Raw genomic sequence first — 23,974 nt, 5'->3', positions numbered from 1 at the left:
TGTATTGCAGGAAAAAAAAGAAAGTATATATTTGCAGCACCTTTATAAACGGTAACACCGGAAACAGGGAGTTCTTCAAATAAACAAAAATGGTGCGGTAGTTCAGTTTGGTTAGAATATCGGCCTGTCACGCCGAGGGTCGCGGGTTCGAGTCCCGTCCGCACCGCAAAAAAGCAGCTCAAATGAGTTGCTTTTTTTTGTTTGAAAAAGTAGCTGCTGGTCGCGGGTTTCCCGAAACCTCGGGATCCGCAACGCGATAAACAGCTTAACTGGGTTGCTTTTTTTGGGGATGAAATTTACAGTTTACATATTAGAAAGCGAATTGGATGAAAGTTTCTATATAGGATATTCTTCCAATTTAGAGCAACGGATGCAGTATCACAATTCCGGAAAATCAAGATATACTTCCAAAAAAATGCCCTGGAAGTTAGTTTATTCAGAATCTTTTGATTCTCGTACCGAGGCTTTAAAGCGGGAAAAATTCCTAAAAAAACAACGAAACAGAGAGTTCTACAAAAGACTGATTATCAGCAAATAAAAGTTGGTCTCGGGTTTCCCGAGTACTCGGGATCCGCACCGCAAAAAAGCAGCTCAAATGAGTTGCTTTTTTTTGTTTGAAATTTATTCAAACCTTAATGGTTGGGGAGCTGTGGGCTGAAAACTGTAAAAACCTTTTTTAAGCTGTTCTTCTAAAATAAAGCCGGTAAAATTCATATCCGAAGGATGAAAAGGATAAAACCCCAGCCTCAGATGAAAAGTTTTAAACACCAGGTTTTCGTTATGGATGCGCATTCCAAATCCTAATCCGCTGTAATAATTTTCAGTAAAAATCAAGGTTTTATTCGAACCAATAATTCCTACATCTGCAAATCCATAAACTGCCATATTAAATTTATAAAATTGTTGGCGCAAAAAAAGCACATATTCAAGGTCTACACTTAACCGTTGTTTCCCCAATGCCTCCTGACTTCTAAATCCTCGAATATGGTCATTCCGGTTTAAATTCAGGTTTTCAATTTCGAACCGGCGAATTCCCAACAGGTAGTTTGCCCGCACAAAAAGCCGGAATCGCTTCCGTCCGGCATGAACCTGCCTCGAAATAAAATTAAGGCTGCTTTGTATCTGACCTTGTTCATATTCGTTGTTCTTGAAAAATCCGCCCACTCCGCCCGACAAATACAAATACCCCTGTCTGTTAACCAAAAGATTTCCATTTGAAAGAAACAAATGTGCATAGTGCCGGTCACCAAATTCGTTGGCGTCAAAACCATAAACCAATTCGTTTTTAAAACCTTCGGGAATGTCTTCTGTTACACCATAACTGTAAACCAACTGGTCTTGCAGGTAGCGGCGCTGCGAGAAAGTAATTCCTGCCAGATAAAAGGTACTGTTTGAAAAATATTGCAACCCATCATCAGAGGGTGATGGCCGGTGAAAATATGTACTATTGTTTATTCCTGCAGAAATAACCATTTGCGAATTCTGAAAATGATTGGGCTTTATCTGAAAATTTCTTCCTGCCCAGGCATTAAAAAAAGCTAAATCCATTGGAACGGCAGTTTGGATAGGATGTGTTTCATTAATACGATCAGTCCGGTACATGCGAAGAGCCGCTCCCCCAAAACCCCATTTTACACTTGGCGTAATAAATGGTTTATCAAAAATCAGGCTAAAGCCTTCCCGTTTGTAAGTATTCATATATCCTCCGGAAATATCTATGAACTTGCCTCTAATATTGTTTATCTTATAAAAAGTTTCAAGCCCGGTATAAGGCTGCCGGTTTAAATGCCCCACAAAATTGAATGAGATTTCGTGCCCAACACCAAAAATATTTTGATTGTATAATTCAAGTGCTGCGGAACTTCCCCCGTCAACACCACCCGAAACACCTATTGAAAAACGATCCTTTGTAAGTACATGTACCTTCACCAATCCCCTGTAAACCGAATCCATTTCCAAAATAATTCGGACATCCTGAATATAGGGTAACGATCTTATAATACGTTCATTTTCATACAGCATTTCAGGATCAATAAAATCACCCACATCAAAAAGCAGCATTCGTTCAATGGTGTTTAAATTTGATTTGGAATGCAGTGTGTTGGCTGTTTTTTCAAGCCACGATTTTGCAATTCGCGATGTATCTTCAAATGTGGGACCGAAAACTTCAAGTGGCTGGATGGAAATCTCTGAAATAATTTTCCCTTCCATCTGACTGTAATATTCTTTCGAAACTGCTTCTCTGTCAACATAAGGGCGGGGTGGCGAAACCAAAAAATCGTAAATAATACGAGTCAGTTTTTTTTGTTTGGCTTTGTACTCAAGGCTATCATAAAATTGTTCGTATTTACCGTTGATATTCTCCAAAGCAAGGCTGTCCTTTTCGTTTGACTGTGCTTTTGCCCGATGAAACGGCAACAGCAAAATCAATACAAAAAAAACCTGCACTAAATGATTAGTGCCACGGCTCCAAATTCCAGATATCTCTCTTTTTACCAATGTTAAAAGCCTGTTGAATTTTGCCCTGAAAAATAACTATTTTAAAAACTTAAAGAAGGAGAGAAAGCTGTTAATTTTAGTTAAAGACTGGTTTGCCATCTTTTTCATTTGCCCGAAATCCTGCAATACAACGTTTTTTCTTTCGTTAGTTCTCACCGGGAATTATGAGTTAATTTATACTTTTGCCCTGTGGGAAAACTTTATAAAATATACAAACGAAACATTTACGGGGTTATGGGAACCCTTATTTTTCATATCCTGCTGATTTCGTTATTTCTTTTGGCTGAAATTGATATGAAAGGTACAGTTCAGGAGGAGGAACTGCTAATAGAATTTCCAGATATTTTGCCCGAGCCGGAACCTGATGAACAGGAAAATCAGCAGGATGGGGAGCCGGTTCCGAATGAGGCAGCATCCCCAATGTCGCAAACACAAAGCAACCGTACAAATGTAGCATCAAACAGGCTTGCACAAACTGAAGAATTTTTCGACGAAGATTACATGCGCGAAGTGGAAGCTGCCAGACAATTGGTTTCTGATGTCAATAACCAGCTTTCAAAAGAAAAAGTTAATCTCGAAGATATTGAAATGCCCGAACAAACTACGGAAGGAATGGATCCTGAAACAATTGAAAATGTTGTTTATACCGGCGAAAGTAATATTGTTTATTACCTTGAAAACCGGTATCATTTAAGATTACCCATTCCTGTTTATCTTACCCAGAGCGGAGGCCTGGTTATAGTTGATATTGCAGTTAACAATGAGGGAAGAGTAATTGAAGCAGAGCCACGTAAAAATCCGGCTATTCGCGATGAGCAAATTTACCTTTACGCAAAAGCTGCTGCTTCCCGTACAATTTTTAATGCCGATTCCGATGCGCCAAACCCTCAAAAGGGAACAATTCATTATACTTTTATAGACCAGTAATACTTTTTTTCGGAAATCAAATGGTTTAACATGATTTAACAATTAAGACTTTGTAAAAACCAAAACTGCCGTTATATTTGTGGTACGTTTATTTTCATAAGTTTAGGTTTAGTTAGGTTAGTTAGTTTAATGAGAAAAGGATGGGTTGTTGAGCCCATCCTTCTTCATTTCAGGACTTTCTTAAAAAACCGGAAATCATTTTCCTATTTTAATCATTTCGTTTTTGCCCACCAAATTTCTTGTTAATTCCATCTAAATATTTTGCCTAACAATTTACAAATCATTACAATTTGAGTTATTTTTGATGCCATCAAAAAACGGATCAAATGAAACGGCCTTTTGAAACCTGGATTTTAGTTATTCTATTGGTACTTCTTGCCGCAAACGCATTTTATGGTGGAATTTCTTTCATACTTGAACCTGACGGATCATTGCTTAAAATTAATCCGGCATGGTTGGAAAAGTCACCGTTCACAAACTTTTTGATTCCCGGAATTTTACTGTTATTATTTATGGGAGTTTTACCTTTCATTGCAATTATTGGATTGTTTTCAAAAAAGAAACCGGGGTTTATCTCCGCATTAAATTGTTTGCCTGAAAAACGGTGGGGCTGGACTTATGCGCTTTACAGCGGAATTGTTACCAACATTTGGATAATTGTTCAGCAACTTTTTACATCGTATTTTATATTGCAGCCTGTCATTGCTGCGGTTGGAATGCTCATAATAATAACCTCCCTTCTGCCCCGGATTCAAAAATATTTTACAACCGAAACAAATCATATCAGTGATTAAATCAATCAGATGTCATGTCAAGTTTTAAAGGCCAGGTTTTTAATTTTGTAGTGCGAAACAGTCATTTCCTTCGCGGAAAACTGAAAAAGGAAACATTCACAATGGATACCTCCATTAAAAAGTTCAGGGAAGACTGCGAAAAAGGAGCGGCCAGGTATGCAAAAATTCCAAAGAACATTCAACTTAAGGAGCAAAAAATCGAAGGAATTAAATCAGAATGGTTAATTCCGGCAGGGGCAAATCCTGAAAAACTGATTTTATATGTTCATGGTGGTGGTTATGTTTCAGGTTCATGCAGCGACCACCGGGGATTTGTTTCGAAATTTGCACAATTTACCGGTGTAACAAATCTCATTTTTGAATACAGGCTGGCTCCGGAAAATCCTTTTCCGGCAGCTTTGAACGATTCAGTTAAGGTTTATGGCTGGTTGCTGGCTTCGGGATATCAACCTGAAAATATTTTAATGGCTGGCGAATCGGCAGGAGGTGGATTGTGCCTGGCAACATTACTTGCACTAAAAGAAATGAATATTTCTTTGCCTGCTGCAGCCGTTGCCATTTCGCCCTGGACCGACCTGACCTGTTCCGGGGAATCGTACAATACAAAAAACAGGTTGTCACCAGCGCCGCTAAATTCCTGGCATGTATTCAGTAAACATTACCGTGGAAGGAAGCCTGCCAGCCACCCGCTTATTTCGCCGTTGTTTGGCGATTTAAAAGGGCTGCCTCCGCTTTTTATCAATTCGGGCGATAGCGACGAATTGTTTGATGACGGAAAAAATTTTAGTCTGAAAGCAAAAAAGGCAGGTGTTGTTGTTACTTTCAGGGCAGGAGAAAACATGATACACTGTTATCCGTTGCTGGCTCCCATGTTTCCGGAAGCCACTGAAGCAATGAATGAAATTGTGGAGTTTGTAAAAATTCATTTAAAAACAATTAACTGAATAAATTATAAAAAATGAATTCAAAACTTGCTCGCTTTGGCAGAAACGCTGTTTATCTGAACATTTTCGGAATTATTTTTTCCGGTCTTGTATTTCCGGTTCTGACGGCTATTTTCTATCCGCAGCCGCTGTGGCAAAGTCCCGATCTTTTTATCGAATCTTTTCATCCGCTGCAAACCGCTACCTTTTTCTGTGGCTATTTTCTGGTTATCGGGTCTTTACTCACATTTTTGGTCTTGTATCTCACTTCAAATGAAACAAAAAAGATTTGGGCGTTGTCGGGCCTTGCAATCAATATTGTTTTTACAGCCATTGTTTTTCTGAACTATATTATACAAACCACTTATGTTCCCTACCTTGCCGCCAACAATCCGCCTGAAACGGCGTTTATTCTGGCTGCTTTTTCCATGGCCAATCCGGGTTCTTTCGCCTGGGCGCTCGAAATGTATGGCTGGGGAGGCATTGGATTATCGTTCATTTTTATGGCATTCATTTTCGAAAATGGAAAATTGGAAAGCACACTTAAAATTCTTTTTCTCATTAACGGAATAAGCAGTTGTGTGTCTGCCATTTTAACATCTGTTGATATGAACTGGCTGTTTTCTCCAGCCGGTTTTACTGCACTTATTGTCTGGAATTTGCTGGTTTTGGTTATTGATATATTTCTACTTCAATATTTCAGAAAAAAGAATTTATATGATGACAAATAATTTAATCGCACAAATCCGCCAAACCCTCATCGAAAACAGCGATGAAAAAACAAGAGCGGGGAGTCAGCGCTATTTTAAGGAACCAATAACGGTGCATGGCGTAAAAGCAGCAACCGTAAAAAAAATCAGTAAAGAATTTTTTTCTGAAGTGAAAGACAAGCCAAAATTCGAAATTTTCAACTTGTGTGAGTTGCTCTGGCAGTCAGGATTTTTGGAAGAATCATTTATAGCCTGCGACTGGTCCGACCGGTTAAAAAAACAGTTTGAACCGGCAGATTTTGAAACGTTCGAGAGATGGATAAAAAACTATGTGAACAACTGGGCATCGTGCGATACGCTTTGCAACCACACGGTGGGCAATTTTGTGATGATGTATCCTGAATTTATTAAAAAACTGAAAGAATTTGCGCACTCCGAAAACCGCTGGGTAAAACGTGCCTCGGCAGTTTCACTTATTATTCCCGCCCGGAAAGGAATGTTTCTCTCCGATATTTTTGAAATTGCCGGTATTCTGCTCACTGATAAAGATGATATGGTTCAGAAAGGTTACGGCTGGATGCTAAAAGCTGCCAGCCAGGCCAACCAACAACAGGTTTTTGAGTTTGTGATGCAGAACAAAATGCTGATGCCCCGTAACGCACTGCGTTATGCCATCGAAAAAATGCCTGAAGAATTGAAGAAAAAAGCAATGATAAAAGAATGAATCTGAAAGAGCTTAAAAACAAACTTTTGGCTGCCTATTCAGCCGAAAATCTCAACCGGATTTCAGTAATATTAATCAACTTTTACAAAAACCAGCAATTCTCATCACTTCAAACAATTGCTGAGATATTATCTGAATTTGTATGGATTGAAGTTGATGAAAACGGCAAAGGATTTGCAAAATTTATGATGTTGTATCATCCCGACCGGGGTGAATTTCACCGATCTGAAATTTCAAGGCTGGCAGACACAGGAAATTTCGATCAATTACTGGAATACTCGCATATTTTGAAACTTGAAAGAATAGAGGAAATTGAATCGGCGCTGGATAGCATCGGAGATATTGACTATTCACCGGTTTATGACTGGGATTTTGACAGCGAAGGATTTACAGTGGTTAATGAAAAAAGAAACACAAGCGACACTGAACAGGAAACCTTCAGGAAAAATAAAAAACTGACGTTGTATGATGCCATAAAAATCAGGTATTACGGCCAAACAAAAAAGGAATTTCCTACCTGGTACCTCGAAGATTTGGATGAACTGGAACTTTCGGCTTCCGACATCGGAAATCTCGATGGCATTCAGTATTGCGTTCATACCAAAAATCTCGATTTGTCGGACAATTATATTGTTGATTTAACACCCATGGAAAATTTGCGGGTGGTTGAGGAACTAAACCTGGCAAACAACAGGATAGAAATAATCGATGCACTGGGAAACCTGATAAATTTGAAAATTTTAGATTTGAGTGACAATAAAATCACCGATATTGAACCAATTCTTGAACTTCCCCTTCTGGAATATGTGAACCTCAGTGGCAATAAAATCAGCAGCGATCAAATTAATCGTCTTGAAGAACTGGACATAGACGTTGACATTTAAGATTTTTACCCGGATTCTCAAAAAGTAAAACTCAAACCCCAATTCGTTTTACTACTTCTTTTTCCGGTTCAAACACATACGCATGACAGAAAAACTGACTTCTGTCATTTTTTTTCTATATTTGGAACCGCAAAAAAAACCGGCACCAAAATTCAGAACTTTTGCCGATTATTATTGTTGATTTTTGTGGTAAATTGGAAAATAAATAACAACAAATAAAAATATACCAACATGTTTGACGCAGACTTAATCAAAAAAGTTTATGAGCATTTGCCCACAAGGGTAAAAAAAGCCAGAGAAAAACTGAATCGCCCTCTTACTTATGCTGAAAAAATTCTTTATTCCCACTTGTTTGAAACCCAACCTCTGGAGGTTTTCGGACGTGGAAAAGATTATGTTGACTTTGCTCCCGACAGGGTTGCTATGCAGGATGCAACGGCACAAATGGCGCTGCTTCAATTCATGAATTCAGGAAAGGAAACCACGGCAGTTCCTTCCACTGTACACTGCGACCACCTTATTCAGGCGCAGGTTGACGGAAAAACTGACCTCAGTGTGGCGTTCCATGCCAACAAAGAGGTTTTTGATTTTCTTGAATCGGTTTCCAACAAATATGGAATTGGTTTTTGGAAACCCGGAGCCGGAATCATTCACCAGGTGGTTTTGGAAAATTATGCTTTCCCGGGCGGAATGATGATTGGAACCGATTCACACACACCCAATGCCGGTGGCTTGGGAATGGTGGCCATTGGAGTTGGGGGCGCCGATGCTGTGGATGTTATGGCAGGTATGGCATGGGAACTGAAAATGCCCAAACTCATTGGTGTAAAATTAACCGGAAAATTGAATGGCTGGACAGCCCCAAAAGATATTATTCTGAAAGTTGCCGGAATTCTTACTGTAAAAGGCGGAACGGGAGCTATTGTTGAATACTTTGGCGAAGGCGCCGAATCGATTTCGGCAACAGGAAAAGGGACCATCTGCAATATGGGCGCCGAAGTAGGTGCAACAACAAGCCTTTTTGCTTACGATGAAAGTATGGAACGCTACCTGAAAGCTACAGGAAGAACTGAAGTTGCTGAAATGGCTAATGAGTTAAAAGATGTACTTTCTCCCGACCCGGAAGTATATAAAAATCCTGAAAAATATTTCGACCAGTTAATTGAAATTAACCTCTCTGAACTGGAACCTCACATTAACGGGCCATTCACTCCCGATTTGGCAACACCGGTTTCAGAAATGAAAAAGGCAGCCAAAGAAAACGGCTGGCCGCTTGATGTTTCTGTGGGTTTAATAGGAAGTTGCACCAACTCATCGTATGAAGATATTTCACGCGCCGCGTCAATTGCCAAACAAGCCGTTGACAAAGGATTGAAAGCAAAATCGGAGTTCACCATAACGCCGGGTTCAGAACAGGTCAGATACACCATTGAACGCGACGGCTACATTGATATTTTCGAACAAATGGGGGGTAAAGTTTTTGCCAATGCCTGCGGTCCCTGTATTGGCCAGTGGGCCCGGCCCGGCGCCGACAAAAACGAAAAAAACACCATCGTTCATTCGTTCAACCGGAACTTTTCCAAACGAAACGATGGAAATCCAAATACCCATGCATTTGTAACTTCGCCTGAGTTGGTAACTGCACTGGCCATTTCGGGCCGCTTAGATTTTGACCCGGTAAACGACACATTGAAAAACGAAAAGGGCGAACAAGTAAAGCTTGATCCGCCAACAGGTTACGAACTTCCGGTTAATGGGTTCGATGTAAAAGACCCCGGATACCAGGCTCCCGCAAAAGACGGTTCAAAAGTGTCGGTAGTTGTTGCACCGGATTCGAATCGTTTGCAGTTGCTCGAACCTTTTGAACCATGGAATGGAAAAAACATCTCAGGTGCAAAACTCCTGATTAAAGCATTGGGAAAATGCACCACCGATCATATTTCCATGGCAGGTCCGTGGTTGCGGTTCCGCGGGCACCTCGACAATATTTCGAATAACCTGCTTATTGGAGCCATTAATGCGTTCAATAACCAATCAAATAAGGTAAAAAACCAGCTTACCGGAGAATACAATGAAGTGCCGAAGGTGCAGCGTGCCTATAAAGCGAAAAATATTCCTACGGTAATTGTAGGTGACCACAACTACGGAGAAGGTTCTTCGCGCGAACATGCTGCCATGGAACCACGTCACCTTGGTGTTATTGCAGTTATTGTGAAATCGTTTGCCCGAATTCATGAAACCAATCTGAAAAAACAGGGAATGCTTGGTTTGACATTCGACAACGAAAAAGACTACGACCTGATTCAGGAAGATGATACCTTTAACTTTGTTGATCTGGATAGTTTCGCAACAAGCAAGCAGTTAACCCTCGAGGTTGTTCATGCTGATGGTTCAAAAGACATGATAAAACTGAACCACACCTACAACGAGCAACAAATAAAGTGGTTTAAAGCCGGTTCGGCATTGAACCTGATTAGAAAACAAAATTAAAAAAGTAGATACATGCAAAAAATCAAAGTTCAAAATCCTGTGGTAGAGCTCGACGGAGATGAAATGACACGGGTAATCTGGAATTTTATTAAGGAAAAACTAATTCTGCCTTATCTCGACATCGAATTGAAATATTACGATCTTGGGATGGAAAGCCGCGATGAAACGGATGACCAAATTACCATCGACGCAGCTCATGCCATTCAAAAATACGGAGTTGGGGTAAAATGTGCCACCATTACCCCGGATGAAGTGCGGGTGGAAGAATTTGGATTAAAACACATGTGGAAATCGCCCAATGGTACCATTCGTAACATCCTTGGCGGCACTGTTTTTCGCGAACCTATCCTCATTAAAAATATTCCGCGTTTGGTTCCGGGCTGGAAAAAACCCATCTGCATTGGCCGTCATGCTTTTGGCGACCAATACCGGGCCACCGACTTTGTAACTAAAGGAAAAGGAAAACTGACCATTTCTTTCACTCCCGACGACGGAAGTGAACCCATTTCACACGAAGTGTATCATTTTGAAGGCGACGGTGTGGCTATGGCCATGTACAATACAGATGAGTCTATTTACGGATTTGCCCGTTCGTGTATGAATCAGGCAATACTGAAAAAATGGCCGCTTTACATGTCAACCAAAAATACCATTCTGAAAAAATACGATGGCCGTTTTAAAGATATTTTTCAGGAAGTTTTTGAAAATGAATACAAGGAAAAATTTGCAGAAGCTGGCATTACTTACGAACACCGTTTGATTGACGATATGGTTGCCGCAGCCCTGAAATGGGAGGGCGGATTTGTGTGGGCCTGTAAAAACTATGACGGCGATGTACAAAGTGACACCGTGGCTCAGGGTTTTGGGTCTCTCGGTCTCATGACTTCAACGCTGGTTACTCCCGATGGAAAAACCATGGAAGCTGAAGCAGCGCACGGAACAGTTACCAGGCACTTCAGGCAACACCAGAAAGGTAATCCAACATCAACCAATCCTATCGCCTCCATTTTTGCCTGGACCCGCGGATTGGAATTCAGGGGAAAACTGGACGAAAACCAGGAATTGGTGAACTTTGCCAATGCTTTGGAACAAGTCTGCATTGAAACCGTAGAATCAGGGAAAATGACAAAAGACCTGGCGCTTATTATCCACGGAAAAAACCTGAAAGAGGAACATTACCTGACTACTCAGGGATTTTTGGAAGCATTGGATGAAAACCTGCAAAAAAAACTGGGAGCATGAAATGAGTAAAATCAAAATTACAAATGGAGAACTGAGGGTTCCCGACCAGCCTGTTATTCCTTATATTGAAGGAGATGGAATTGGAAGGGATATTACCCGTCCGACGCAAAAAGTGATTGACGCAGCGGTTGAAAAAGCCTATTCAGGGAAACGAAAAATAATCTGGAAAGAAGTATTGGCAGGCGAAAAAGCTTTTCGTAAAACCGGGAATTACCTGCCGGATGAAACTATTAAAGCATTTAAGGAATACCTGGTTGGAATAAAAGGACCGCTTCAAACACCTGTTGGTGAAGGAATACGATCTTTAAATGTTGCACTTCGTCAAACGCTTGATCTTTTTGTTTGCCTGCGACCGGTGCGCTGGTTCAAGGGTGTTCCGTCCCCCATACGCTACCCATCGTTGGTTGACATGCATATATTCCGCGAAAATACCGAAGATATTTATGCCGGAATAGAATACATGACCGGTGAAATGGATGCCAAAAAGTTGCTTGATTTTTTGGTAGGGGAGATGAAAGTTGACAAAATCCGGTTTCCTGAATCCTCATCATTTGGAATAAAACCTGTTTCAAAAGAAGGTTCTGAACGGTTAATCAGAGCTGCCATTCAATACGCCATTCATCGCCAACTTCCTTCAGTAACTTTGGTGCACAAGGGTAATATTATGAAATTTACCGAAGGTGCATTCAAAATATGGGGATATGATTTGGCTGAAAATGAATTTGGCAACCAAACTTTTACGTGGCGCCAATTCGAGAAAATAAAAGATGAAAAAGGACAGCTCGATGCTGAAAATGCTTTGGAAGAAGCACAAAAAGCAGGAAAGGTTATTATAAAAGATGTAATTACCGATGCTTTTTTACAGGAATCATTATTAAAACCTTATAACCATTCCGTAATTGCCACCATGAATTTGAATGGTGATTACATATCAGACCAGTTGGCTGCAATGGTTGGCGGAATTGGAATTTCACCCGGGGCCAACATCAACTATTTGAACGGATACGCCATTTTTGAAGCCACCCACGGAACCGCTCCTGATATTGCCGGCTCAGGAAAAGCAAATCCGAGTTCACTTATTTTATCAGGGGTGATGATGCTTGAATACTTAGGATGGTACGAAGCCGCCGAGCATGTTTACGATGCTATGGAACATGTATTTGCCAGACGAAGAGTAACTTCTGACCTTTATGCACAAATGGAAGGCGCCAAATTACTTTCAACCTCTGCTTTTGCAGACGAAATAATTAAAAACATTCATTAACAGACAATTAATAAAAAATCAAAAAAATAAAGAGTATGGAATACATTAAGTATCGTTTTTTTCAAAAAGCAAGTAAGTGCTCGAAAGAGTTTCAGCGAATCAAAAATGAATATTCAGACAAAGTAATTGCCCAGGTAACTTTGGGGCAGGTTTTTTCAGGAATGAAGGGAATTCCATTGCTGGTTACCGACACCTCGAAGCTTGATCCAAACGAGGGAATTCGGTTCAAAGGATATTCCATTCCGGAGTTGCGTGAAAAACTGCCAAAAATTTCACCCGACGGAGAACCGCTTCCTGAAGGTTTGTTTTACCTCATGCTGATTGGTGAAATTCCAACTCAGGAAGATGTTACTAACCTTTCAAAAGATTTTGCCACACGTGCACACGTGCCGCAGCATGTTTTCGATGTAATTGATGCCATGCCTAAAAACTCAAGGCCGATGACACAGTTCAGCGCCGCCATTCTTTCAATGGCCACCGAATCCATTTTCCAGAAAGCTTACCGCGCCGGCGTCAACAAAAAATATTACTGGGATTCGTTTTACGAAGATGTGATGAACCTGATTGCACGGTTACCTCACTTAGCTGCGTACATTTACCGGCGCAATTTTTACAACGATAAACACATAGAACCTAATCCGCGGCTCGACTGGGCAGGAAACCTGGCACACATGATGGGGCAGGATTCGGAAGATATACGCCGTTTGTTCAGGCTTTACATGGTTATTCATGCTGATCACGAAGGGGGAAATGTTTCGGCACACACTGCACACCTTGTCGGTTCGGCGTTAAGTAATCCTTACTATGCATATGCGGCTGCCATGACCGGATTGGCTGGCCCGTTGCACGGATTTGCGAACCAGGATGTAATACACTGGATGTTCCAGATGATTGAAGACCTGGATACAGAAACACCAACTGATGAGCAAGTTGCAGCATACATTAAACAAACGCTGGAAGAAGGACGGGTAATTCCAGGTTACGGTCATGCTGTTCTTCGCAAAACTGATCCGCGATTTACTGCCCAACAGGAATTTGCTGAAAAATATATAAAAGACGATCCACTGGTAAATCTTGTAAACCAGTTATATCGTGTAGTTCCGCCAATTCTTTCCAATATTGGAAAAATTAAAAACCCGTGGCCAAACGTGGATGCCTACAGTGGTTCATTGCTTTACCATTACGGAATTAAGGAATATACATTTTATACTGTATTGTTTGGGGTTTCAAGAGCACTGGGAGTTTTGGCCTCCCTTACAAACGACCGCGTTTACGGAATGCCCATCGAACGGCCAACATCGCATCCGTTGGAATGGTTCCGCGACCAGGTGGACAAAGGAGAAAATAAAAGAAAGTGTTAAACACTTTTTGCAGGTTAAAGAAAAGTCGGTTGAAAAACCGGCTTTTTTTATAAATTCCAAAAACCACCTAATTCAAATTAAATTTCCTTCTAAAAGGTTGCGTTGAAATTCAACTTTCCCTAAATTTATTTCAAAATTCTTCAACCTGAAAATGAAAAAATTATACTTGACTTACTTTACTCTGTGGTTGTTCACGGGAAATTTGATGGCTCAAATAGCCGAACCCTTTGGCAACTTGATTTATATGGATTCGTTAACTTTTTTACCACCGGACAGTTTAATCACAATAAACAACCCCGAAAATAATGTTTGGGAAATAGGACAGCCTGAAAAAACAATCTTCAATTCTGCTAACACAGGAAAAAGAGTGATGATTACTGATTCAGTAAATTTTTATCCTGAAAATTGTAACGACTATTTCCTTATAAAGCTGCCAATTCCCGATTATTACTGGGGAGAAGCCATTCTCTCCTTTTATCATAGATATGATACGGATTCTCTGACTGATGGTGGGGTCATTGAAATTTCTTATGACAACGGCACTTCATGGATAAACATCATCAACGATAATTATCACATTGCCACCAACTTTATAGGACTTTATAATGATACTATTAAGGGAGGAGAATATGGATTTTCAGGAAAATCTGCCGGCTGGCAATATGTAGAGTTGTATTGGTGGTGGGTGGCGCTTACCGGAACAAAATCTGCTTCATCTGTAAATTATGATTCGCCGGTAATACGTTTTCGTTTTAAAAGCGATGCAGTAAATACGAATAAAGAAGGCTGGGTAATTGATGATATTGTTCTCCGTGGTTACGATGTAGGAGGCGCAATTTCTGATGTTTCCATCTTGTATCCCGTTATTTTTCCAAATCCTGCAACTGATTTTATCCATTTTAAACTTACTGATGAGTATTATCCCGGATTGTCATTTTCGTTATACAATTCACAAGGTCAACTTGCACTTACAAAACCGGTAACAGAAAGCAAAATGGATATCTCATTTTTAAAACCCGGAGTTTACCTATACAAAATTGAAAAAGATGGCGAATTTTTAAAAACTGGGACAATAATAAAACAATGATTGAGAAACTTTACATCAAAAATATGGTTTGCGACCGCTGTAAAATGGTGGTAAAAGCAGAGCTTGAAAAACTAGGCTATCAACCTGTTTCGGTGGAACTGGGTGAAGTTGTACTTGAAAAAGAACTTTCGGCAGACGAAAAGGCAAATATTGATAAAAACCTGCAAACACTTGGCTTTTCCCTCATCGACGACAAAAAAAGCCGACTGATTGAAAAAATAAAAAGCCTGATAATTGAACTGGTGCACCGGCAAAACAATCTGCTCCAAACCAATCTTTCAGATTACCTGAGCAGTCAGTTAAACCACGATTACAACTACATCACAAATCTTTTTACCGAGGTGGAAGGCACCACCATCGAAAAATATTTCATTGCCCAGAAAATTGAAAAAGTAAAGGAGCTGCTGGTTTATGATGAACTTACACTCAGCGAGATTGCCTGGCAACTGAACTACTCCAGCGTAGCCTATTTGAGCAGCCAGTTCAAAAAAGTTACCGGGCTCACACCCAGTCATTTTAAAAATATAAGGGTGCAAAAACGCAAACCGCTCGACAAGGTGTAAATCTTGTAATATTTCCGAAAAATTGTATAACAAAATTCCCCCGGCCTGTCGCCATCTTTGTATCAGTCAAATAAAAAGAAAAGAAGATGGAAACTTTCGATAAAAATTCAATGGACATTGCAAAGCAGAAAAATCGGCCGTTAATTTCAGGAAACGGTATGCAACACGGAAATAATACCGGATTCAGCACCATGAAAATGCCACACCCGAAAATGGAATTTGGCGCGGTGAAACTGGCTTTTGAAAATGCAAATGCAGAAAAAACAAAAAAGGAACTTGATAAAGGCATCAAACCTGAAAAACGTACATTCCCGGTTTTACAAATGAGTTGCGCTTCGTGTGCGGCCAGCATCGAACGCATTCTAAAAGCGCAGGAAGGAGTTGTTGATGCAGCCATTAATTTTGCAGCAGCAACCGTTTCGATTGAATACCTCCCCACTCTTGTGCAACCGGCCGGTTTGAAAAAAGCGGTGCAGGACGGTGGCTACGACCTGGTTATTGAAAGTGAAAAAAACGAAACGGAAACGCTGGAGGAGATCCATCAAAAGAAATACAGCCGGTTAAAAAAACGGACCATCGGGGCGGCTTTGCTTTCACTTCCGGTGGTAATCATCGGGATGTTTTTTATGGGAATTCCTTACGCCAACGAAATCATGTGGATTTTGTCCACTCCGGTGCTGCTCTGGTTCGGAAAAGACTTTTTCATTAATGCATGGAAGCAGGCCAGACACCGCACGGCAAATATGGACACGCTGGTGGCTTTGAGTACTGGCGTAGCTTACACATTCAGTGTTTTCAACACGCTGTTCCCGGAGTTCTGGCACCGGCAGGGATTACATGCCCATGTTTATTTTGAAGCGGCTGCCGTTATTATCACTTTCATTTTGCTGGGCCGTCTGCTGGAGGAAAAAGCCAAAGGAAACACTTCGGCTGCGTTGAAAAAGCTGATGGGCCTTCAACCCAAAACCGTAACTGTAATTACAAAATACGGAAACCAGGCACAAATTCCCATCGAGGATGTGCAGGTGAACGACATCATAGTGGTGAAGCCGGGAGAAAAAATTGCCGTGGACGGAAAAGTTACCGAAGGCAGTTCGTTTGTAAATGAGAGCATGTTGAGCGGCGAACCGGTTCCTGTGCTGAAAAAAGAAGGCGATCCGGTTTTTGCCGGTACCATCAACCAAAAAGGGAGTTTTCGGTTCAGAGCCGAAAAAGTGGGCGCTCAAACCATGCTGGCACAAATCATCCAAATGGTAAAAGATGCCCAGGGAAGCAAAGCACCGGTGCAGAAACTGGTGGATAAAATTGCTGCCGTTTTTGTGCCCGTGGTGATGGGAATTGCACTGCTGGCATTTGCGGTCTGGATTATTTTTGGCGGCGAAAACGGGTTCACCCAGGGACTGCTGGCCATGATTACCGTTTTGGTCATCGCCTGTCCGTGTGCACTCGGTTTGGCCACACCAACTGCCATTATGGTGGGCATTGGAAAAGGCGCGGAAAAAGGAATCCTGATTAAAAATGCCCAAAGCCTTGAACTGGCTAAAAAGGTAAATGCGGTGGTACTCGATAAAACCGGAACCATTACTGAAGGGAAACCCGAAGTTACAGACATCCGGTGGCTGAATTATGATGATTTCGGAAAACAAATGCTATTCAGCATGGAAAAACAATCGGAACACCCGCTGGCAGAGGCTGTGATAAATTATTTCGGAAATCTGGAAACTTTGCAGCTCGCTGATTTTGAAAGCATAACCGGAAAAGGAGCAAAAGCATCGGTGCAAAATAATACATGGTTTGTGGGCAACAAGCGGTTGCTTGACGAAAACAACATTCAAGCCGATGCCACATTGTTTGAAACAGCCGAGGCCTGGAGCAACGAAGCCAAAACGGTGATTTGGTTTGCCGATTCAGAAAAAGCGCTGGCTGTGATTGCCATTGCCGATACCATAAAAAAAACCTCGCAAGCTGCAATCAACCGTTTGCAGAAAGCAGGCATTGAAGTATATATGCTTACCGGCGACAACGAACAAACGGCAAATGCCATTGCCACACAAGCCGGAATCAAAAGGTTTAAAGCGGGTGTTTTACCCGAACAAAAAGCAGAATTCATAAAAGAACTGCAGAACGAAGGAAAAACAGTGGCCATGGCGGGCGACGGCATTAACGACAGCACCGCGCTGGCACAGGCCGACGTGAGCATTGCCATGGGCAAAGGCAGCGACATTGCCATGGATGTAGCCGCCATGACCATCATCTCATCCGATTTAAACAAAATTCCCGAAGCCATCAAACTTTCCAAACAAACCGTAAAGGCCATCCGCCAAAACTTGTTCTGGGCATTCATTTATAACGTCATTGGAATTCCCGTGGCAGCCGGAATTCTTTACCCGTTTACCGGATTTCTGCTGAACCCGATGATTGCCGGGGCGGCCATGGCCATGAGCAGCGTAAGTGTGGTAAGTAACAGCCTCAGATTGAAGTGGAAAAAATAAAGTTGATGTTATGATTTGATTTTTCTGTAACTTTAGTGAGCTTTTTCCAACTTACGGAAAAAGAGAAAATTAATAACCAAAAAATCAACATCATGGCACAGCAACCAACCGAAAACGACATCTGCTGCCCAAAATTCGAACCGACTCCGTGGGATGAAAAAGTCTTTACCTGGGAAAACAAAAAATTCATAAAAGACAGCGTTTTTACGTTGTTTTACATGCCGGTAAACTTTGGAAGCATCATGCGCAAAATGAACAAAAAAGTGGAAGATGCTCAGGCAAAAATTCCTGACTGGCTCTGTCTTTCTGACCACACTTCAGCATGGAACATGGATTTGTACCTGGCAGTGGACAAGGTCATTCCCAATGCTACAAGCCTGACCATGAGCGGAACTTATGTTACCAAATTGTATGAAGGGCCTTTCAGGGAAACCGGCAACTGGAGCAAAAATTTTGAATTGTGGTGCAAAGAAAGAAACTACAAACTGGTTAAAACCTACATGTGGTACACCACCTGCCCGAAATGCGCCAAAAAGTACGGCAAAAATTACGTGGTGCTGGTGGCAGAAATTGAAAAGAAATGAGTTCAGTAAAACTAAGACACTTCCGGTTGGATGATGCACCGCGACTGGCCGACCTGGCAAATAACATAAAAATAGCAGTGAATTTGAGAGATGGATTTCCTCATCCCTACTCCCTGGCCGATGCCGAAAACTTTATTAAAATGTGCATGGACCAGAACCCCACTCAGGCATTTGCCATCGAATACAATGGCGAATATGTCGGAAACATCGGGCTACATCCGGAAACCGATGTTTACCGGAAATCAGCCGAAATAGGCTATTTCCTTGGGGAGCCTTACTGGGGAAAAGGAATTATGACACAGGCTGTAAAACAAATGGTGGAATACGGTTTTGCAAATCTGGATATTGTGCGCATTCACACCGGTATTTTTGAGTACAATACGGCTTCACAGCGGGTACTGGAAAAGTGTGGTTTTAAAAAAGAGGCCGTATTTGAAAAAGCCATTTTCAAAAATAACCGGCTTTGGAACGAAGTGAGGTATGCTTTGCTGAAAGACGATAAGTAACCATTAATTTGAAAAATACAACTTGTTTTCAAGCTTTTTAAAAAATAAATTCATTTTTGGTGCAAGTATTTTCAGATTGTTGTGTCCAAAGGTTACAAACAATTTAAAAAATAGAAAACATGAAAAAATTATTTTTGTCTTTAATGGTTCTTGGAGGATTTATTTTACTCGGAACAAATGTTGCTGAAGCGCAAAATGTAGGTTCAAAAAAAGTACAAACCACCCAAACAGCCCAATCCGGTTTTGTTGACACAAACAACGATGGAATCTGTGACAATTACAACGGTAGCCAGCCCGGAAAAGGACTTGGCCCGGGAAACGGCCAGGGTGTTGGTCGCGACAAAGGTAAAGGACTGGGTAAAGGTTCCGGCTTAAGAGATGGTAGCGGAAACGGACAACGTCGCCTCGACGGAAGCGGAGCCGGACGTAACAAAGGCAACGGCCAGCAGTTGCGCGATGGCAGCGGAGGTAATTGCCCAACACCTTCAAAATAAACTAGAGTTTGTTCAAATCAAAAAAACCGGTGTGATTCGTCATGCCGGTTTTTTTTTGAAAACAAATTTGCCATTTTTATAGCATTTGTTCAATGAAAATAGATTTACAGCAAGGAGCTAAGGGTGGCTGGAGACTTGCTTCTACTTCGCGCTGATATTGGCGTGCTTGGTTGTATTTCCGCACTGAAAGATTGGAAAAAATAAGAAATCCCCGTGAAATTATTTCATGTATAATTTCACGGGGTAAATCACATTAAAGTTTGTAAACTTTATCAGAACTTTCTTTCACCATATTCCGCATATCCACAATCATTTTGGAATGTTGCTGAATGAATTCCACATCGAAAGCAGCATGGTTGGTAGTGAGTACTACTACGTCAGCATTTTCCAATGTTTGTGGAGTCAGTTCAACTGAGTGGTATGCTTTTCCATCGTGGGTGCGGGCCACAGGTATAAACGGGTCGTGGTAAATTACTTCGCCGCCTTTGTGTTCCACAATCTCCATAATTTCCAGTGCAGGCGATTCGCGTTCGTCGTTGATGTTGGGTTTGTAAGCTACGCCCAGGAACAGCACCTTGCTGCCGTTTACCGCTTTTTTGTGACGGTTGAGGGCAGTGGCTATTTTAATGTACATATAGTGGGGCATGCGCATGTTAATGTGCCCGGCGGTGTGTATCATGGAAAGATCGAAGTTGTACTTTTTGGCAATGTGTTCCAGGTAGAACGGGTCGAGAGGAATGCAGTGCCCGCCAATGCCGGGTCCGGGATAAAACGCCTGGAATCCGAACGGTTTGGTTTTGGCCGCGTCAATCACTTCCCAGATGTTGATGTCCATTTTACCTGCCAGCAGCGCCAGCTCGTTTATAAGGCTGATGTTTATCAGCCGGTAGGTGTTTTCGAGAATTTTCACCATTTCGGCCACGCGGGGTGAGCTTACAGCGTGTATATGGTCGATGGCTTTTTTGTATAAGACTTCACCTATTTCGAGACCATCGGGAGTCATGGCTCCCAGTACTTTGGGTGTGTTCCTTGTGTGGAACGATTTGTTACCCGGGTCAACGCGCTCGGGAGAGTAGGCGAGCCAAAAAGCCTCACTCAATCCTCCCGAAGGGTTGAAGTTGGAATTGCTGTTGTTATCGGCAGATCCCTCACCGTGCTGCGTTTCGTTCGGGATGACAGCTTTGAAATGGGGATTGGTTTTCAGGTTTTCCTCTATAATCGGGAGCATCACCTCTTCGGTGGTGGTGGGGTAGGTGGTGCTTTCGAGGCTGATGAACGTACCGGGTTTCATGTAGCGGCCAATGTCGGTGCAGGCGGCTTCAATGAAACTCATGTCGGGCTTTTTGAAGCGATCGAGTGGGGTGGGCACGGCAATAATAAGAGCGTCGCACTCTGCCATTCGGGTAAAATCGGTGGTTGCCGACAGCTTCAGCTTGTCCACTACCACTTCACGAAGCACGGCATCGCGGATATCGCCAATGTAGTTTTTTCCATGATTAATACTGTCTACTTTTTCGGGATTTTTGTCGAACCCGAGGGTTTTTACGCCGGCTTCGGCAAAGTTTACCGCCAAAGGCAGACCAACGTATCCGAGGCCTATGATACCAACAATTTCGTTGTTGGCGGCGATTTTTGAGAGGATGATTTCTTTGTGATTCATGTGTTTATTTTTAGTTGGCAAAGATAAGGAAATTGATAAATTGCGAAAATGATTAATTGAATTGCTGATGGTTTATGTTTTTTTAAAACGGCCAGAAATAGGGGATAAGTAAAACGCTTAAAATAAATGCAATAATCTGCATAGGAGTGCCAACCCGCAAAAAGTCGGTTGCTGAATATTTTCCTACGGCTTTAATAATCAAATTTGAGCGGTATCCGCGGGCGGTAACAAAACTGGAAGCACCTGCAATGGCAATAGCTACAAAAAACGGACGGGAATCAACACCAAGCAACTGGGCTGCCATTGCTGCAATAGGAAAAACCAGAGCCACCGCTGCATTGTTTGTTAAAATTTCGGTTAACACTGATGTAATTAACCAGATAATGGCCAGCACTCCCGAGGGGCCGATGGATCGTACAATACTTATAGCGTCGGCCGCAAGTAAATTGGCCACTCCTGAATTCTGAATGCCTTTACTTATTGCAAAAGCCGAAGCAATGGAAATAATCATATCCCAACTTACGGATTTGGTGTAGTTCTGTTGGGGTAAAATTTTCAGCCAGATGAGCAACAAAGCGGCAATTGCCACATAAAAGAAAATGTTCAGCCGCATGCCGTAACCATAGGAAACAATTTCGTTGATAACAATGGCTGCCACCATTGCCAGCAGAATAATGAGCGCCAGCCATTTTACCCGGGTACCTTTATCTTGATGCAAATCACGAAGGTAGTTCACCAGGTAAAACATTTGTGAGGAGCCCCAGGTTTCGTAAAAATTTTCGGTGGAAAGCAGCACCACATTGTCGCCTACCTTCAGTTTTAAATTGTTGAGGTTGTCGGTAATTCGTTCACCGTTACGGTGAACTGCCAGCACAACGGCATTAAACTGCTCGAAAAAGCTGAATTCAGTAACGGTTTGCCCCAGCCACGGGAACCTGGGCGAAAGTACTACTTCATATTGTTTCAGATTTTCTGGCTTTACGTGGCCGAGGTATTCCATTCCCTTCAGTTTAACCTCTTTATGAGCGAGGATGTAGTTAAGATTGCCGGAACTTCCGGTTACCAGAATATTGTCATTCCTAAACAGTTTGATGCTGCTTATGCCGGGGGTCAGTATTTTATTGTTCCGGGCAACAGAGTGTACCTTCAATCCTGCGAGTCCTTCAATTTTATTGTTTATTACTTCCTTTCCAATCAACTGACTGCCTTCAGTAAGTTGAAGGTTATAGTAATAATCTTTACCTTCGGATGGTTTTTTGGCGAATTTGATTTTTTCACCGGGTAAAAGCCAGTTTCCGAAAACTGCCATGTAAATTAACCCGAAAATGGAAATAAAAAGACCGATTTTGCCCAGTTCGAACAGGTGAAAACCTGCTTTCCCCGATTCAAGCATCAGCCCGTGTACCACCAGGTTCGACGATGTGCCGATAAGCGTACACATTCCTCCGAAAGTGGCAGCAAAAGAAAGGGGTATTAAAAACTTTTTGTACGAAAGTTTCATGATTTCGGCCCAGCGAATAAGGATAGGAGCGAAATTAACAACAATGGGCAGGTTGTTCAGGAAAGCCGAAAAGAATGCCACAGGTAACATCAAACGGGGTAACATAAACGCCATCGGATTTCTTTTTCTTGGCAGATAAGCTTTGGCAAGCCGGGCCATCAATCCCGACTGTTTTATACCTTCGTTTACAAGGAACAGCACAGCAATGGTAATCAGCCCGTCGTTTGAAAAACCGGCAATCAGTTCCTGGTCTGTAATTACACCGGTTGCCATAAAAACTACTGCCGCACTAAGCAGAATCAATCCGGGGCGCATGGCATCTGTTAAAAATGCAACCACCAGAAAAAGAAAAACACCAAGGACAATTAAGGCTTCGAATGTCATGAACTAAAAGTACTATTTTGAATTAATATTTTGGAATATTCAATAAAAATTACTGTGGTATTTACATGGCTTCGCATTATCAGTTGCATGTGCATTGTTCTGTATTATAATTTCCGGACAATAATTGAGCGATAATATTTCTTAAAAAAATAGTGCGGCAAATATAAATATGAAATGAAGAACAGGAAAAAAATGAGAATAAAATTTGTTTTTAATTGAACCCTTATTCTTTGTGTTTGAGGGTTTAAATACAACTTTTTGTTTTGTTTGACAACCACAAAAGAACATTGAAGGTAAAGTGTTTGTTAAAATTTTGCTGATTTTTTATACGAAATTTAAAATTCTTTATACATGATGAATAAACTGCTTTTAAAAACGCTTCCGCTTTCAAATGTAAATGCAGCTTTGCTCCTTTTACGAGTTGGAGTTTCGCTGATGATGCTTACACATGGTTACCCAAAACTGATGCGTTTTTTCGCTGATGAACCGATTTCATTTACTTCCATATTGGGGTTGAGTGCGGCTGTTTCGCTGGCACTTGCCGTTTTTGCTGAATTTGTTTGTTCTCTTTTTATTATTTTGGGAGTGGGAACGCGGCTGGCAAGTATTCCGCTCATTGTAACCATGGCGGTTGCTGCATTTCATGTTCATGCCGATGATCCGTTTTCAAGGAAAGAGAAAGCGCTTCTTTTTTTGCTGATTTATCTTGTTTTGCTTTTCACTGGCGGAGGTAAATACTCTGTTGACCATCTCTGGAGTCGAAAACGAATTAAAAGACGAAGGTAAAACCTGATGTTCGATTTTAAATTTTTGTGGGGGAATCAAAAAAAAGCACCATAAATTTCGAATTTACAGTGCTTTCTTGAAACGTGCCCAGTAAAGGAC

Annotated in this window: 21 protein-coding genes and 1 tRNA gene; 19 read left to right on the top strand and 3 right to left on the bottom strand. The window is 41.6% G+C overall.

The window, feature by feature from the left end:
* The first annotated feature begins 91 nt into the window (after positions 1-91).
* A tRNA-Asp gene (locus ACESMA_RS16550) sits at positions 92-166 on the top strand.
* A 123-nt stretch (positions 167-289) separates the two neighbouring features.
* On the top strand, positions 290-538 hold the full coding sequence (locus tag ACESMA_RS16545) for a GIY-YIG nuclease family protein (protein WP_372949967.1): 249 nt from the start codon (positions 290-292) through the stop codon (positions 536-538).
* Positions 539-621: 83 nt separating this feature from the next.
* Here ACESMA_RS16545 and ACESMA_RS16540 read toward each other — a convergent pair whose 3' ends face one another.
* Complete coding sequence (locus ACESMA_RS16540) at positions 622-2,499, bottom strand: hypothetical protein (protein ID WP_372949966.1); 1,878 nt, start codon at positions 2,497-2,499, stop codon at positions 622-624.
* Positions 2,500-2,733: 234 nt separating this feature from the next.
* On the opposite strand from ACESMA_RS16540, the gene ACESMA_RS16535 reads away from it, so the two are divergent.
* From ACESMA_RS16535 to ACESMA_RS16460, 16 genes are all read left to right on the top strand, one after another.
* Positions 2,734-3,426 carry a hypothetical protein gene (locus tag ACESMA_RS16535; protein ID WP_372949965.1) on the top strand — a complete coding sequence of 231 codons (693 nt, stop codon included), beginning with the start codon at positions 2,734-2,736 and terminating at the stop codon, positions 3,424-3,426.
* A 326-nt stretch (positions 3,427-3,752) separates the two neighbouring features.
* Positions 3,753-4,220 carry a hypothetical protein gene (locus ACESMA_RS16530; protein ID WP_372949964.1) on the top strand — a complete coding sequence of 156 codons (468 nt, stop codon included), beginning with the start codon at positions 3,753-3,755 and terminating at the stop codon, positions 4,218-4,220.
* Between the two features lie 14 nt (positions 4,221-4,234).
* Positions 4,235-5,164 carry an alpha/beta hydrolase gene (locus ACESMA_RS16525; protein ID WP_372949963.1) on the top strand — a complete coding sequence of 310 codons (930 nt, stop codon included), beginning with the start codon at positions 4,235-4,237 and terminating at the stop codon, positions 5,162-5,164.
* Positions 5,165-5,178: 14 nt separating this feature from the next.
* Positions 5,179-5,874: a hypothetical protein gene (locus ACESMA_RS16520; protein ID WP_372949962.1), complete on the top strand. Its 696-nt coding sequence runs from the start codon at positions 5,179-5,181 to the stop codon at positions 5,872-5,874.
* Positions 5,861-6,577: a DNA alkylation repair protein gene (locus ACESMA_RS16515; RefSeq protein WP_372949961.1), complete on the top strand. Its 717-nt coding sequence runs from the start codon at positions 5,861-5,863 to the stop codon at positions 6,575-6,577. Before ACESMA_RS16520 ends, ACESMA_RS16515 begins: the two co-directional genes overlap by 14 nt.
* On the top strand, positions 6,574-7,461 hold the full coding sequence (locus tag ACESMA_RS16510; RefSeq protein ID WP_372949960.1) for a leucine-rich repeat domain-containing protein: 888 nt from the start codon (positions 6,574-6,576) through the stop codon (positions 7,459-7,461). Before ACESMA_RS16515 ends, ACESMA_RS16510 begins: the two co-directional genes overlap by 4 nt.
* 231 nt (positions 7,462-7,692) lie before the next feature.
* On the top strand, positions 7,693-9,951 hold the full coding sequence (locus ACESMA_RS16505; RefSeq protein WP_372949959.1) for an aconitate hydratase: 2,259 nt from the start codon (positions 7,693-7,695) through the stop codon (positions 9,949-9,951).
* A gap of 12 nt (positions 9,952-9,963) precedes the next feature.
* Complete coding sequence (locus tag ACESMA_RS16500; RefSeq protein WP_372949958.1) at positions 9,964-11,193, top strand: NADP-dependent isocitrate dehydrogenase; 1,230 nt, start codon at positions 9,964-9,966, stop codon at positions 11,191-11,193.
* Positions 11,162-12,457 carry an NADP-dependent isocitrate dehydrogenase gene (icd, locus tag ACESMA_RS16495; RefSeq protein ID WP_372949957.1) on the top strand — a complete coding sequence of 432 codons (1,296 nt, stop codon included), beginning with the start codon at positions 11,162-11,164 and terminating at the stop codon, positions 12,455-12,457. Before ACESMA_RS16500 ends, icd begins: the two co-directional genes overlap by 32 nt.
* A gap of 35 nt (positions 12,458-12,492) precedes the next feature.
* Positions 12,493-13,818 (top strand): citrate (Si)-synthase, encoded by a 1,326-nt coding sequence (locus tag ACESMA_RS16490; RefSeq protein ID WP_372949956.1) that lies wholly within the window; start codon positions 12,493-12,495, stop codon positions 13,816-13,818.
* A gap of 151 nt (positions 13,819-13,969) precedes the next feature.
* Positions 13,970-14,905: a T9SS type A sorting domain-containing protein gene (locus ACESMA_RS16485; RefSeq protein ID WP_372949955.1), complete on the top strand. Its 936-nt coding sequence runs from the start codon at positions 13,970-13,972 to the stop codon at positions 14,903-14,905.
* Positions 14,902-15,468 (top strand): helix-turn-helix domain-containing protein, encoded by a 567-nt coding sequence (locus tag ACESMA_RS16480; protein WP_372949954.1) that lies wholly within the window; start codon positions 14,902-14,904, stop codon positions 15,466-15,468. Before ACESMA_RS16485 ends, ACESMA_RS16480 begins: the two co-directional genes overlap by 4 nt.
* Before the next feature lie 86 nt (positions 15,469-15,554).
* A complete protein-coding gene (locus tag ACESMA_RS16475) occupies positions 15,555-17,960 on the top strand; it encodes a heavy metal translocating P-type ATPase (RefSeq protein ID WP_372949953.1) in 2,406 nt (801 codons plus the stop codon).
* 92 nt (positions 17,961-18,052) lie between these two features.
* Positions 18,053-18,544 carry a hydrolase gene (locus ACESMA_RS16470; RefSeq protein ID WP_372949952.1) on the top strand — a complete coding sequence of 164 codons (492 nt, stop codon included), beginning with the start codon at positions 18,053-18,055 and terminating at the stop codon, positions 18,542-18,544.
* Positions 18,541-19,050, top strand: coding sequence for a GNAT family N-acetyltransferase (locus ACESMA_RS16465; protein ID WP_372949951.1), 510 nt, complete (start codon positions 18,541-18,543; stop codon positions 19,048-19,050). Before ACESMA_RS16470 ends, ACESMA_RS16465 begins: the two co-directional genes overlap by 4 nt.
* Before the next feature lie 119 nt (positions 19,051-19,169).
* The gene (locus tag ACESMA_RS16460) at positions 19,170-19,544 is read left to right on the top strand and encodes a hypothetical protein (protein WP_372949950.1); all 375 of its coding nucleotides are present in this window, start codon (positions 19,170-19,172) and stop codon (positions 19,542-19,544) included.
* A 253-nt stretch (positions 19,545-19,797) separates the two neighbouring features.
* Here the strand turns inward: ACESMA_RS16460 and ACESMA_RS16455 are convergent, their stop codons facing one another.
* Both ACESMA_RS16455 and ACESMA_RS16450 read right to left on the bottom strand, forming a co-directional pair.
* On the bottom strand, positions 19,798-21,204 hold the full coding sequence (locus ACESMA_RS16455; protein ID WP_372949949.1) for a nucleotide sugar dehydrogenase: 1,407 nt from the start codon (positions 21,202-21,204) through the stop codon (positions 19,798-19,800).
* 82 nt (positions 21,205-21,286) lie between these two features.
* Positions 21,287-23,089: an SLC13 family permease gene (locus tag ACESMA_RS16450; RefSeq protein WP_372949948.1), complete on the bottom strand. Its 1,803-nt coding sequence runs from the start codon at positions 23,087-23,089 to the stop codon at positions 21,287-21,289.
* A 351-nt stretch (positions 23,090-23,440) separates the two neighbouring features.
* On the opposite strand from ACESMA_RS16450, the gene ACESMA_RS16445 reads away from it, so the two are divergent.
* Complete coding sequence (locus tag ACESMA_RS16445; RefSeq protein ID WP_372949947.1) at positions 23,441-23,875, top strand: DoxX family protein; 435 nt, start codon at positions 23,441-23,443, stop codon at positions 23,873-23,875.
* The last annotated feature ends 99 nt before the right edge of the window (positions 23,876-23,974 follow it).

The organism is Mariniphaga sp., assembly GCF_041687215.1.
Taxonomy (GTDB): domain Bacteria; phylum Bacteroidota; class Bacteroidia; order Bacteroidales; family Prolixibacteraceae; genus Mariniphaga.
Note: the sequence above shows the minus strand (reverse complement) of the source record. Positions and strands in the feature narration are given on the sequence as shown.